This window comes from Mesorhizobium muleiense, from assembly GCF_900099905.1.
Taxonomy (GTDB): domain Bacteria; phylum Pseudomonadota; class Alphaproteobacteria; order Rhizobiales; family Rhizobiaceae; genus Mesorhizobium; species Mesorhizobium muleiense.
On record NZ_FNEE01000027.1, the window covers coordinates 1 to 13,341 of the forward strand.

Below are 13,341 nucleotides of genomic sequence, written 5' to 3' on the forward strand. Positions count from 1 at the left end.
GGCCAATGTGGCCTGATTGCGTTTCAAAAAACGCCCCATGCGCCATCTGCGCCAAACTTCGGCCCCCGTGCAAAGCCCTCACAAGGGGAGAAGGTAAGATCGCTCAATCGATCTTGATGAACACGCCCTTGGTGTTGAGATACTCGTCGAGGTGCTCGGCACCGCCCTCGCGGCCGTAGCCGCTCATCTTGTAGCCGCCGAAGGGCACGGCCGGATCGATGGCGTGATAGGTGTTCACCCAGACTGAGCCGGCGCGGATTTTTCGCGACAGCTGGTGGGCGGTGGCGACATTGCGGGTGAAGACCCCGGCGGCAAGACCGTAGGGCGTGTTGTTGGCACGCTCGACCGCCTCATCGAGCGTATCGAACGGCAGCGCCGAAATCACCGGCCCGAAGATCTCCTCGCGCGCGATCCTCATGTCGTCCGAGACATCGGCAAAGACGGTCGGCGCGACGAAATTGCCGGCGGCCAGCGCACCTTCCATGAGGCGTTGACCGCCGGTGACGAGGGTCGCGCCCTCCGCCGCGCCGGCCTCGAGATACGAGGCGACCCGTTGCAGCTGCTTTTCGGAGACGAGTGGGCCGATCTCGGTCGCCGGATCGATGCCGTCGCCGATCCTGAGACCCTTGGCATAGGTCGCCAGCCGCTCGATGAATTCATCATGGATGGAGCATTCGACGAACAGGCGCGAGCCGGCGATGCAGATCTGGCCGGAATTGGCGAACACCGACATCGCCGCCACCGGCACCGCCTTGTCGAGATCGGCGTCGGCGCAGACGATGACCGGCGACTTGCCGCCAAGCTCCAGCGAGACGCGCTTGAGGTTGCCGGCCGAGGCGCGGACGATCGACTGGCCGGTTGCCGTCGAGCCGGTGAAGACGATCTTGTCGACGCCCATATGCTCGGCAAGGGCGGCGCCTGCCTCGGCGCCGGTGCCGGTCACGATGTTGACGACGCCTGGCGGAACGCCGGCCTCGTTCATGATGTCGGCGATCAGAAGCGGCGTCAGCGGCGCCTCTTCCGACGGTTTCAGCACCACGGTGCAGCCGGTCGCCAGCGCCGGTCCGATCTTCCAGATCGAAGCGGCCGTCGGGGCGTTCCACGGGATGATGGCGCCGACGACGCCGACCGGCTCCTTGCGCGTAAAGGAGACGATTTCGCCCGGCAGCGAGTTCTCGATCGTCTCGCCGTGCAGGGAGGTCGCCATGCCGGCATAATAGCGCAGCATGCCGATAACACGATTGCGGTTGGCCAGGGTGCGCACGATCGGCATGCCCATGTCGGTGGTGTCCGAGCGGCTGATCTCCTCCCAGTGCTTTTCGAAGAGATCGGCGATCCTGAGCAGCAGCACCTGCCGCTCATAGGGTTTGTACCGGCTCCACGGCCCGTCGAAGGCCCTGCGCGCTGCGGCCACCGCCAGCTCAACATCCTGGCGGTCGCCGCGCGGCACCGTGGCAATGACCGCGCCGGTGGCCGGATTGCGGGTCTCCATGATCCTGCCAGAGCGGGCGTCGACCCAGGCGCCATCGACGAACATTTTGCGGTGGCGTCCGTCGATCGGCCGGCGCAGCGCCACCGGTGCCTGAGCTATGGTCATGACGTCCTCCTCCGGCGCGCGGTAGCCTCACTTGAGATTAATTATCGATCTCGGCGCCGCCCCTCATCGCCCTGCCGGGCACTTCTCCCCGTATAGTGACGGGGAGAAGGGGCTGGCCGCACGCTCGGCGCTTTTTTGCAGCGCTGGAGATTGGCGAAATCCTTTGCGCAGGCGTCCTTCTCCCCGTCACTATACGGGGAGAAGATGGCGGCAGCCAGATGAGGGCGGCGCCAACCTGCGCGACTGCCTCGACCCTATTCAGCCGCCAGGGGCAGTTGCGGCTGGTCATCGTTTTCCGCCAGTTTCGGCTCGGCGGCCGGCGCCGCGTCCTCGACCTTCTTGCGCTCCCGGCCGAAGAACAAGGCATAGCCTGCCGGAAGGACGAGGATGGTCAGCACCGTGGCAACGAGGATGCCGCCCATCATGGCATAGGCGAGCGGCCCCCAGAAGACGCCGCGCGAGATCGGGATCAGTGCCAGGACCGCCGTCAGCGCCGTCAGCATGATCGGCCGGAAACGGCGGACTGCCGAGCCGATGATGGCCTCCGAGCGTTCCATGCCGGCTGCGATGTCCTGGTCGATCTGGTCAACCAGGATGATCGAGTTGCGCATGATGATGCCAAGCAGCGCGATGACGCCGAGAATGGCGACGAAGCCGAACGGCGCGCCACTGATCAAAAGTGCCGCCGCAGCACCGATGATGCCGAGCGGACCGGTCGCCAGCACCAGCATCGCCTTGCCGAAATGCTGCAGCTGGATCATCAGCAGCACGACGATTACGGCCAGCATGATTGGAGCTTTCGCAGCAATCGAGGCCTGGCTTTCGGCCGAATCCTCGGCGCCGCCCTGGATCTCGATGTTATAGCCAGGCGCCAGACCGTCCCGCAGGCCCTGCATCTCGCTGTACATCTTCATGACGACATCGTTCGACTGCACGCCGTCCGGCAGCGTGGCGCGCACGCTGATGGTCGGCAGGCGGTCGCGCCGCCATTCGACACCTTGCTCCAGCACCGGGACGACCTTGGCGACCTGCGACAGCGGCACGAAGCCACCGAAATCCGTCGGGACAGAGATCGAGTCGACCGCCGACAGCAGGTGGCGGCTTGCCTCCGGCTCGCGAGCGACGATCGAAACCGTCTCCTCGCCATCACGGAAATCATCGAGCGGCGCTCCCGACATGGTCGCCTGCAGCATCTGGCGGATGCGCTGCGAGGTGACGCCGAGCGCACGGGCGCGATCCTGGTCGATCACCAGCTTCATCTCCGGCACCGGCTCGAGCCAATCGTCGTGGACGGCGCCGAGCAGCGGATTTGCCTGAAACTTCGCCTTCACCTCGTCGGCGATGCGGCGCACCTCCTGGCGATCCGGGCCCATGACGCGCATCTGCACCGGCCAGCCGGTGGGCGGCCCGAGGAACAGGCGGTCGACCTTGGCGCGGACCGACGGGAAATCCTCGGCCAGAATGGTGCGCAGCTTGACGATCAGCCGTTCGCGGGCCGGTTCGTCATTGGCCATCACCAGAAGCTGGGCAAAATTCGGATTGCGGAGCTGCTGGTCGAGCGGCAGGAAGAAACGCGGCGCGCCCTCGCCGATATAGGTGGCGATGAAGCGCTTGTCCTTGTCGTCCATCATTCTGGTTTCGAGCGCCTTGGCCTGCGTCTCGACTTCCTTGATGCTGGTGCCTTCCGGCAGCCAGAGGTCGACAAGGATTTCCGGACGCGACGACTGCGGGAAGAAATTCTGCGGGATGAACTGGAACGCCCACAGGCTGGTGACGAAGGTCACCAGCGTCATGACCAGCACGATGATGCGGTGGCGCACGGACCAGCTGACGGTGGCGCGAAGCCGGCGATAAAAGCGCGTGTCGAAGACATCGTGATGGCTGCCGGCGTGTTTTCGCTGCTTGAGGATCATGTGACCAAGCCACGGCGTGAAATAGACCGCCACGAACCATGAGACGACCAGCGCGATGCCGACGACGTAGAACAGCGTGCGCACATATTCGCCGGCCGTCGAAGCCGCGAAGCCGACCGGGATGAAGCCGGCGGTGGTGATCAGCGTGCCGGTCAGCATCGGGAAGGCCGTCGAGGTGTAAGCGAAGCTCGCCGCCTCGATCTTGACCATTCCTTCCTCGAGCTTGCGTTCCATCATTTCGACGACGATCATCGCGTCGTCGACAAGCAGGCCGAGCGCGATGATCAGCGCGCCAAGCGAAATGCGCTGCAGATCGATGCCGATCTCGTACATGATGGCGAAGGTGGCGGCCAGAACGAGCGGAATGGTGATTGCGATCACCAGGCCCGAACGCCAGCCGATCGTCAGGAACGAAACGACAAGCACGATCAGCAGCGCCTCGCCGAGCGCCGTCATGAACTCGCTCACCGCGTCCCGCACGACTTCCGGCTGGTCGGCGATCTGATCGACCGAAACGCCGTAGGGCAAGGCCTCTTCGAAGCGGTGATAGGTCGCCTCGACCTCCTTGCCGACATCGGTGACGTTGAAGCCCTTGGCCATGACGACGCCGACCTGGACGCTGTCCTGGCCGTTGAAGCGGTATTTGCGCTGATAGGGATCCTCGAGACCTGTGGTCACGGTTGCGATGTCGCCGAGGCGCGTCACCTGATTGCCGGCGCGCAGGCGAAGTTCGCGGATGTCGGCTGCCTCCGTCACGCTGCCCTCGACCGAGATGCGCACAGAGCGCTGGCCGGTGTCGACCGAGCCTGCCGGATCGACATTGTTCTGGCCCTTGATCGCGTTCTGCAGATCGGTGAGTGTCAGGCCGCGCTCGGCAAGCACCTTGGACGAAACGTCGATATAGAGTTTTTCCGGCTGGTCGCCGATGATCACGGCCTTCTCGACGCCGGGCGTGGTCAGCAGCATGTCACGCGCCTGGATGGCCAATTTCTTCAGCTCGGGATAGCTGTAACCATCGCCGCTGATCGAATGCAGGGTGATGAAAGTGTCGCCGAATTCGTCGTTGAAGTAAGGCCCAAGCAGCCCCTGGGGCAGCTCATTGGCGATATCGCCGACCTTCTTGCGTACCTGGTAAAAGGCATCCGCGACCTGGGTCGGATTGGTGTCGCCTTCCACCTGCAAGGTGATGATGGCGCTGCCGGCGCGCGTGTAGGAACGGACGAAATCGAGATGCGGCGTTTCCTGCAGCTTGCGCTCGATCTTGTTGACGACCTGGTCCTCCATCTCCTGGATCGAGGCACCGGGCCAGACCGCCTGGACGACCATGACGCGGAAGGTGAAATCCGGATCTTCCTTCTGGCCCATGCGCATCAGGCCGAGCGCACCGGCAACGATGATCAGGCCGAACAGGAACCGCGCAATGCTCGGGTGCCCGATCGCCCACCGCGAAAGATTGAAGGGCCGTTTTTCATTGGTGTCGGTGGTGTCGGTGGTCATAGCGCCAGTCCATCTGTCTGATCGTCAGCGCACGCACATGGCATGCCCACGGAGCTTCTAATGCTGGAGCCTGTTCCATCCCGATAGGATCGGGATGGGGCTCCATCTTTCCTGTTCGAGCATGATCTTTTCCGAAAACCGGCTTCCACTTTTCGGGATCATGCTCTGGCTTCCGGGCGGCGAGGCTTTCCGAGCGGAGAGACACTCATCGCGGTGGGGCGCCAGGATCGATGTCGGGGGGGGTACATCGACCTGACGTCTCGACAATCGGGCGCCTGCCGCCCGGAAACCGTGAACCGCTTGACCTCGCGGCTTGCGCCGATGCGAGGAAAAGCCGTTTTCTGCCTGGCCGTCAGCGCACGCGCCTGACGGCGTCGCCATCATCGTCCGCCGATGCCGACTGCTGCACCGCATCGCCGGCCAGCTTGACTTTCAGATTTTCGGTCATGAATTGCGTGCCCGCCGCAACGACGACATCGCCGGGTTTCAATCCTTCGGCAACATGCACGCCGTCGGCGGTGAACTCGGCGACCTTGATCGGACGCGCATGGACGGTCTCGCCGTTGCGGTCCACGGTCCAGACGATCTGCTGGCCGTCCTTTTGCGCCAGCGCGCTCAACGGGATCGATACGCTTTGCAGGCTGTTGTTGGCGGCCGAAGCCTCGATATTCGCGGTCATGCCGAGAAGCACGCGCGGATCGCTGGGCAGGCTGACGCGAACGGCAAAGGTACGCGACTGCTGATCGGCGCTGCCGGCGACTTCACGGACCTTGCCGTCGAGCGTCAGCGCTTCGTCGGACCAGAAGCTTGCCTTGACGTCCTTGCCCGGCTTGAACTGGGCGATATCCGTTTCCGGCACGGCGATCAGCACTTCCTTTTCGCCATCGACGGCAACGGTCACAACCGGCGTGCCGGAGCCGACCACCTGACCGACATCGGCGGTGACTGACGTGACGATGCCATTCCTGTCCGCCTTGAGGTCGGTGTAGAGAACCTGGTTCTTCGCCTGGTCAAGCGCTGAACGGGCGGAATTGCGGGTGGCGACCGCCTGATCATAGCTGAGCGTCGCCTGTTCGAGCTGCGATTTCGAGGAGAACTTCTTGGCAAACAGCTGTTCGGCACGACGGCGGGCAAGGCCCGTTGTCTCGACCTGCCGCTCGGCGGCCTCGAGGCTGGCCTCGGCGCTGTTGACCGAAAGGTCGTAGTCGGCGGGATCGATGCGGGCCAGAACGTCGCCCGGCTTGACGCGCTGGCCGATGTCGACCAGGCGCTCGGTGATCTTGCCGTTGATGCGGAAGCCGAGATTCATCTCGGTGCGGGCACGCACCGATCCGGAGTAGGAGAGCTCACGGGTATCGTTCGCCTTGGCGATCTCGACGACCTTGACCGGCCGGACGATGTCCTTGACTTCCACTTTTTCTTGCGAGCAACCGGCGAGCCCAAGCGCCGCGACGACGACCAGAGCCGGACCAATGGCCGGCAGCCTGTTCATGATGGATTTGGACAAAGACACTTGCGTACTCCCGAACTGGAGATGGATTGTCGACGCGCGGCGGACGCCGCCGGTCATTTCTTCAAGGCCCTGATGGCAAACTCGATAAGCTCGTCCGGCATCGCCCGGTTGTTCTTGGCAAGGCACTGGGCGACCATCTGCGGGTGACACAGGGTGATGATAGCGGCGCCGAAACACCGCGAAGCGACTTCCGGGTCCTGGTCGGCAAACTCGCCGGCCGCGATTCCCTCGCGGATCACCTCCTCGACCAAGCCGCGGATCCTGTCGATATGCTTCTCGATGACATGCCAATCGCGCTCGATGGCGACGACGACCATTTCGTGCACCTTCTCCTGGTCGAGCATGGTGTCGCGGGTCCACTGATAGTGCGTTTGCACGTAGCGGCGAAGCCTGTCGCTGGCCGTTCCGGGACTATGGCAGGCGTCGTAGGTTAGTTGGTAGCAGGTAGCGAGCATACGGCCGCAAACCGCCTGGTGGATCTCAACCTTGGAGGCGAAGAAACGGTAGATGTTGGCCGTCGACATGCCGAGTTCACGGGCTATGTCGGCGACATTGGTCTTGCCGTAGCCGTAGTGGCGGAACAGTCGCTCTGCGCAATCGAGGATGCGCGCGACATTCTCCTGCCGGACCAGGTCAGCCGTCGTGTCGAGGGTGTCATGCATCATGTATCAGTAGCTCATTACGAGTGACGAATTTTGAATTTCGTCACTCGTAATTCGAAATCGCCCGCCTGTCAACAGGTGATGTTAACCTTTCTGGGCGACCGGCGACACCTGTTGATACAACCTGGGCGTGAACAGCGTTAACGAAGCCTGCTGCGGGTCCCCGCAGCGCAGCAATGCGTTATCATCGAAGCTGTGGAGATACGCCAAGCTGTGAAGGAGACATGGAATGACCGTGCTGCGCATCGTCTCGAACATCGCAACAGACAGCATTCCGGATGTTCGGAAGTTCTATACCGACTTGTTCGGGCTCGATGCCGTCATGGATCACGGCTGGCTCGTCACGCTGGCGTCCAGCGAAACCACCGTCCCCCAGATCAGCATCGCCAGCCAGGGCGGCTCAGGCACCCCGGTGCCTGATCTGTCGATCGAGGTCGACAATGTCGACGCGGTTTATCTTCGCGCGAACGAGATCGGTTGCAGAGTGGTCTATGATTTGACCGACGAACCGTGGGGGGTAAGACGCTTCTTCATTGCCGACCCGACCGGCAAGCTGCTCAACGTGCTCTCGCATCTTCGGTAGAGATTGTTCTGCAAACTGAACGGGCCCAATTGCGGTTCTCGGAGGAAAAACCATGAGCAGAACAATTCCATTTCATTTCGTCGATGTCTTCGCGGTAGAGCCGCTGACTGGCAATTCCCTTGCGGTGGTCGATGGCGGTGACGAGTTGGCGCTCGAGCTGATGCAGAACATTGCCCGTGAGTTCAACCAGTCCGAAACCACTTTTGTCCTACCGGCGACCCGGGCGGACGCCGATTGGAAATTGCGCTCTTTCACGCCGAAAGGCGTGGAGGTTTTCGGCGCAGGCGGCCACAACACGCTAGGGGCCTGGTGGTGGCTCGCTGCAGCGGGGCGGCTCGAGCTGGGCGATGGCCCAACATGGTTTCACCAACAGATCGGCGATTTGGTACATCCATTGGCCATCTGGCAAAGCCAGGGGAAACTCGAAAAGGTCGTTATGCGGCAAGAAGCCCCAGTGGCCGGCCGGCAGATCTCAAATCCTGGCGCTCTTGCTGCGGCACTTGGCCTAAATACTGAAGAAATAACGGACGTCCTGCCTTGCCAGGTGGTCTCGACCGGTGCTGCCCATCTCCTGGTGCCAATTCGCGATCGCCAAGCCGTCGACCGGATTTCGCCTGACGCCAAACAGCTTTTCGACCTGCTCAACGAGGTCGGCGGGGAAGGCTGCTACGTCTTCTCACTTGATCCGCTACAGCGGGGAACCACAGCGTATGCACGTTTTTTCAACCCGACCGTCGGCATTGCCGAGGATCCGGCGACCGGTACGGCGGCTGGTCCGCTCGCCGCACATCTGGTTGCACACGGTGTTGCGCAGCCCGGCGTCATCAAGGTCGAACAAGGCACGGCGCTCGGACGTACCAGCATCATCGAGGTCGATGTCGATGCCGGCTCGGTGAGCGTGTGTGGACGTGGCATCGTGGTGGCGAGCGGGGCGTTTTCGATCTAGTCGCTGACCGCGGCGGCCTTTGCGCCCATGGCCGAGAAAGGGTCTCGTCTTGACCTCCAGGCGATAGTCCGAAAATCGGCATGGGTTTCCTCCTCTGTTCCGTGTCGTGCTTAGGCCTCAGGGGTCGGTTGGTGTCGCAGCTTTTGCTGGCTGCTGCCCAGCCTCAGACCTGCCCCCGTACTTTTTGCAACAGGACCCCCGCAAGGATGGCCGCAGCCAGCGCCACCAACGCGCAGATACCGGCCGTCATCTGGAACGCCTGAGTGAACGCCTCCCGCGCTTTGCCGAGTAGATCGGAACCGAGCGTCTCCGGTAAGGCGATTGCAACTGCGACGGCGCCTCCAAGCGTGTCCTTGGCAACTCTGATTTCTTGTTCGGACACCCCATCCGCGACCATCCCGGTCACGCCGCTGCGATAGATGGCGGTGACGATGCTGCCAAGGATCGCGATGCCGAGCGCGCCGCCCAACTCACTGCTGGTTTCCGCGAGGCCCGAGGCCGCACCGGCTTGCCCGGGTTCAACGGTGCCCACGATGAGGTCGGTGGCCAAAGTGAACACCGGTGCAAGGCCCAGGGAGAAGACGCTGTAGCCTGTGACGATGACCGCGAGATCGGCTCGGCCGCCACTGCGGGTGAGAATAAGGAATCCCACTGCCGCGAGCGCAAGGCCGGCAGCCATCACATAGCCCGGGCGAGCCTTACCGACCGCGATCGGCGTCAGCATCGAACCGGCGATGAAAGCGATGGCGGAAGGCACCGTCCAAAGGCCCGCTACAAAGGGTCCCATCCCGAGCACCAGCTGCAGATATTGCGCGATGAAGAGAAATGAGCCGAACGCGACGAAGAAGCCGAGAACGTTGACCGCCAATGAAGCGCTGAAGGCGCGCGAGCGAAAGAGCCGCAGATCGACCAGGGGATTTTTCAGCCGTGGTTGACGCAAGACGAAAACGGCGCCGACAGCCGCGCCGAAGACAATGGCGAAGGCCGCCTCCAGGCCGAATCCATGTTCGGCGATTTCCTTGATGCCGTAAATCACCGAAAGCACCGCGACAAGTGACAGCGCGGCGCTCAAGATGTCGAGCCGACCCGCTTCGGGATCGCGATACTCGGGCAGGACCATTGGACCGAACACCAGCAACGCGACCATGACCGGTACGGCCACGAGGAACACGGAACCCCACCAGAAATAGCTCAGCAGGATGCCCCCGACCAGCGGACCGATGGCAGCGCCCGCCGAGAAGCTGGCGATCCAGACGCCGATCGCAACCGTGCGCTCCCTCGGATCGAGGAACATGTTGCGGATCAACGAAAGGGTGGACGGCGCAAGTGTCGCTGCGGCAATCCCGAGCAGCGCACGCGAGACGATCAACATTTCGGCGCTTGTGGAGAACGCCGCGAAGACCGAAGCAATTGCAAATGTTACCGCGCCGATCAAAAGCAGTCTGCGGCGGCCGATGCGGTCACCCAGCGTGCCCATCGTGATCAGGCATCCGGCAAGCAGAAAGCCATAAATGTCCACGATCCACAGAAGTTGCGAACTCGAAGGCCTCAAGGCTGCGCTCAACCGCGGCACAGCCAAATTCAAAACCGTCAAGTCCATGGAATAGAGCAGGCAAGGCAGCGCGATAACCGCGAGCCCGGTCCATTCGCGCCGTGTAGCCCTGGGGCCCCGCTCAGTGTGCTCCATCAGAATGCTCCTCCTTCTAGATCTTCTTCCGTGGAGTCGGTTCTGTATCGAGGACGATCGGGAGGCACTCGATCCGACACTGAGTGATCTTTTTGCTCCGTTCAGCCGATCCGGGTGTTGCGAGGCACGTTGTTGAGTGCGGCTCAGGCACCCCGGTGGCTGATCTGTCGATCGAGGTCGACAATGTCGACGCGGTTTGTCTTCGCGCGAACGAGATCGGTTGCAGAGTGGTCTATGATCGGACCGACGAACCGTGGGGAGTAAGACGCTTCTTCATTGCCGACCCGGCCGGCAAGCTGCTCAACCTGCTCTCGCATCTTCGGTAGAAAAAATTGTTCGCAATACTGAACGGGCCCAATTGCCGGTTCCCGGCATGAGCGGCGGCTCAGGCTAAATTCTGATCTGTCGTGATCCTTCGCGCCCCCCTCTGTCCTGCCGGACATCTCCCCCACGAGGGGGGAGATTGGCGGTTTTAGCGCCCAGCTAGTCCTGCAATGTTGAAAGTTGGCGAAAGCGGCGATGACAGCCAATCTCCCCCCAAGTGGGGGAGATGTCCGGCAGGGCAGAGGGGGGCGCTGTCCCGCTGCCATCAAACGCTCTGCACCGTCGTGACGCTAACGGCACCTACCCCTTTGCCATCTCCCTGAGCCGGAACTTCTGGATCTTGCCGGTCGAGGTCTTCGGGATTTCGGCGAAGATCACAGCTTTCGGCATTTTGAAGCGGGCGAGCAGCGCGCGGCAGTGATCGATGATCTCGGCCTCGGTCGCCGTCCTGCCCGGCTTCAGCTCGACATAGGCGACCGGCACCTCGCCCCATTTGTCGTCGGGCCTGGCGACGACGCCGCAGGAGGCGACCGCGCCGTGCTTGTAGAGCGCCTCCTCGACTTCGATCGAGGAGATGTTCTCGCCGCCGGAAATGATGATGTCCTTGGAGCGGTCCTTGAGCTGGATGTAGCCGTCGGGATGCATGACGCCGAGGTCGCCCGAGTGGAACCAGCCGCCGGCGAAGGCCTCGTCGCTCGCCTTGCGGTTCTTCAGATAGCCCTTCATGACGATGTTGCCGCGGAACATGACCTCGCCGATCGTTTCGCCGTCGGCCGGCGTCGCCTCCATCGTCTCGGGGTCCATCACCGTCAGATCCTCGAGCGCGGCATAGCGCACGCCTTGCCTGGCCTTCCTCGCCGCCTTCTGTCCCTTCTCCAGCCCATCCCACTCGCCATGCCATTCGTTGACGACAGCCGGGCCATAGGTCTCGGTCAGGCCATAGAGGTGGGTGACGGCAAAACCCGCATCGGCCATGCCCGACAGCACCGCTTCCGGCGGCGGTGCCGCAGCGGTGTTGAAGGTGACCGTCTGCGGAAATTGCCGCTTGTCCTCGTCGCTGGCGTTGATCAGCACCGACATCACCACCGGCGCGCCGCACAAATGGGTGACGCCGTGGTCGGCGATGGCGTCGTAGATCGGCTTCGGCCGCACCCAGCGCAGGCAGACATGGGTGCCGGCCTGCACGGCCAGCGTCCAAGGAAAGCACCAGCCATTGCAGTGGAACATCGGCAGCGTCCACAGATAGACCGCATGCTTGCCCATGCCGGCATGGATGGTGTTGGCATAGGCCATCAGTGCTGCACCGCGATGGTGATAGACGACGCCCTTGGGATTGCCTGTCGTGCCGGAGGTGTAGTTGAGCGAAATCGCATCCCATTCGTCGTCCGGCATCGACCAGGCGAAATCCTCGTCGCCACCCGCGACGAAGGTCTCGTAGTCGAGCGAGCCGATCCGCTCGCCCTTGGGATAGGGCGCATCAGTGGCGTATTCGGGATCGTCATAGTCGATGACCAGCGGTTTTACCCTGGCCAGCGCCAGCGCCTTGCTGACGACGCCCCCGAATTCGCGATCGACGACAAGCACCTTGGTTTCGGCATGGTCGAGCTGGAAGGCGATGACGGCGGCATCGAGGCGGGTGTTGAGCGAATGCAGCACCGCCTTGGTCATCGGCACGCCGAAATGCGCTTCCAGCATCGGCGGCGTGTTGGACAGCATGACGGTGACGGTGTCGCCCTTGCCGATGCCGCGTTTTTGCAGCGCCGAGGCAAGCTTCAGCGATCGCCGCCAGAAATCACGATAGGTCGTGCGCTGGCGGCCATGGATGATCGCGACATGGGCGGGAAAGGTCCTTGCCGCCCGTTCCAGATAGCTGAGCGGCGTCAGCGGCTGGTGGTTGGCTGGATTCCTGCCGAGATCCTGTTCGTAGGGATTGCCCATCCCGTCCTCCCCATGTTTATCGAACGCTTCGGGACGCTGGCGAGCGAGGCCGCCTCAGCTACTCCTGGCGCCCCTGCCCGCCTTCGCCTTCTGACCATAACGCGTTGATGTCGCGATGCCCTTCGATGCTGTTCGCCACCTCAAAGCAATCTCCATTATAGCGGAAGAAAATGACGTATCCCCGGAAAGCGAAACTCCGGATGTCCGGCCGGAGATCGGGGCGAGCACGACCGATCGTCGCCTGCAAGCTCGCCAGATCACGGCATTTCTGGCGCAGAGCATCCACAAAACGGCGGCCAAGCACCAGGCTGCCGCTTTCGCGAGCGACGTATTCAAAGATATTGACCAAATCTGTCTGTACCGACGGCAACATACGCAGCCGTGGCACTCCTAGAAGCCTTCCTTTGCGAGTTGCTCAGCCTTGGCTTCCACAGCCGCGTCAATGTCCTGCTCGGTCGCTTCGCCGTCGTCAGCAAATGACTTATCCAGCATGGCGCGTAGCGCCTTTAGCTTTTCCTCGCGTTCTTCGACCAGGCGCAAGCCTTCGCGCACGACTTCGCTGGCAGAACCGTAGCGGCCCCGCTTGACAATGTTGGACACGAAAGTTTCCCAGCGCTCACCCAATGATACGTTCATTGTCAGGCCTCCTGTTCAGTTTTTATCCCGATAACAAAAATGGCG

General features: G+C 62.5%; 11 protein-coding genes. 3 read left to right on the forward strand and 8 right to left on the reverse strand.

Annotated elements, in window-relative coordinates:
* Positions 1 to 103: 103 nt before the first annotated feature.
* The 4 genes from BLT09_RS28985 to BLT09_RS29000 form a co-directional block, all read right to left on the reverse strand.
* A complete protein-coding gene (locus tag BLT09_RS28985; RefSeq protein WP_091599830.1) occupies positions 104 to 1,597 on the reverse strand; it encodes an aldehyde dehydrogenase family protein in 1,494 nt (497 codons plus the stop codon).
* Between the two features lie 254 nt (positions 1,598 to 1,851).
* Entirely contained in the window at positions 1,852 to 5,007 is a 3,156-nt protein-coding gene (locus tag BLT09_RS28990; RefSeq protein WP_091599832.1) for an efflux RND transporter permease subunit, read from the reverse strand.
* A gap of 352 nt (positions 5,008 to 5,359) precedes the next feature.
* Positions 5,360 to 6,499 (reverse strand): efflux RND transporter periplasmic adaptor subunit, encoded by a 1,140-nt coding sequence (locus tag BLT09_RS28995; protein WP_244529167.1) that lies wholly within the window; start codon positions 6,497 to 6,499, stop codon positions 5,360 to 5,362.
* 74 nt (positions 6,500 to 6,573) lie between these two features.
* Entirely contained in the window at positions 6,574 to 7,182 is a 609-nt protein-coding gene (locus BLT09_RS29000) for a TetR/AcrR family transcriptional regulator (RefSeq protein WP_091599945.1), read from the reverse strand.
* Positions 7,183 to 7,411: 229 nt separating this feature from the next.
* Here BLT09_RS29000 and BLT09_RS29005 point away from each other — a divergent pair, with 229 nt between their 5' ends.
* Complete coding sequence (locus BLT09_RS29005; protein WP_091599833.1) at positions 7,412 to 7,765, forward strand: VOC family protein; 354 nt, start codon at positions 7,412 to 7,414, stop codon at positions 7,763 to 7,765.
* Between the two features lie 52 nt (positions 7,766 to 7,817).
* Entirely contained in the window at positions 7,818 to 8,711 is an 894-nt protein-coding gene (locus BLT09_RS29010) for a PhzF family phenazine biosynthesis protein (protein ID WP_091599836.1), read from the forward strand.
* A gap of 163 nt (positions 8,712 to 8,874) precedes the next feature.
* Here the strand turns inward: BLT09_RS29010 and BLT09_RS29015 are convergent, their stop codons facing one another.
* Positions 8,875 to 10,398, reverse strand: a complete 1,524-nt coding sequence (locus tag BLT09_RS29015; RefSeq protein ID WP_091599838.1) for an MFS transporter — start codon at positions 10,396 to 10,398, stop codon at positions 8,875 to 8,877.
* Between the two features lie 155 nt (positions 10,399 to 10,553).
* Between BLT09_RS29015 and BLT09_RS34535 the strand changes: the two genes are divergently transcribed.
* The gene (locus tag BLT09_RS34535) at positions 10,554 to 10,724 is read left to right on the forward strand and encodes a VOC family protein (RefSeq protein ID WP_167366570.1); all 171 of its coding nucleotides are present in this window, start codon (positions 10,554 to 10,556) and stop codon (positions 10,722 to 10,724) included.
* Between the two features lie 298 nt (positions 10,725 to 11,022).
* On the opposite strand, the gene BLT09_RS29025 is transcribed toward BLT09_RS34535, so the two are convergent.
* The 3 genes from BLT09_RS29025 to BLT09_RS29035 are packed head-to-tail and all read right to left on the reverse strand — an operon-like array spanning position 11,023 to position 13,296.
* Positions 11,023 to 12,660, reverse strand: a complete 1,638-nt coding sequence (locus BLT09_RS29025) for an acyl-CoA synthetase (protein WP_091599840.1) — start codon at positions 12,658 to 12,660, stop codon at positions 11,023 to 11,025.
* Positions 12,661 to 12,718: 58 nt separating this feature from the next.
* Positions 12,719 to 13,048, reverse strand: a complete 330-nt coding sequence (locus BLT09_RS29030; protein WP_091599842.1) for a type II toxin-antitoxin system RelE/ParE family toxin — start codon at positions 13,046 to 13,048, stop codon at positions 12,719 to 12,721.
* A gap of 2 nt (positions 13,049 to 13,050) precedes the next feature.
* Positions 13,051 to 13,296: a type II toxin-antitoxin system ParD family antitoxin gene (locus BLT09_RS29035; RefSeq protein ID WP_077381476.1), complete on the reverse strand. Its 246-nt coding sequence runs from the start codon at positions 13,294 to 13,296 to the stop codon at positions 13,051 to 13,053.
* Positions 13,297 to 13,341: the final 45 nt, after the last annotated feature.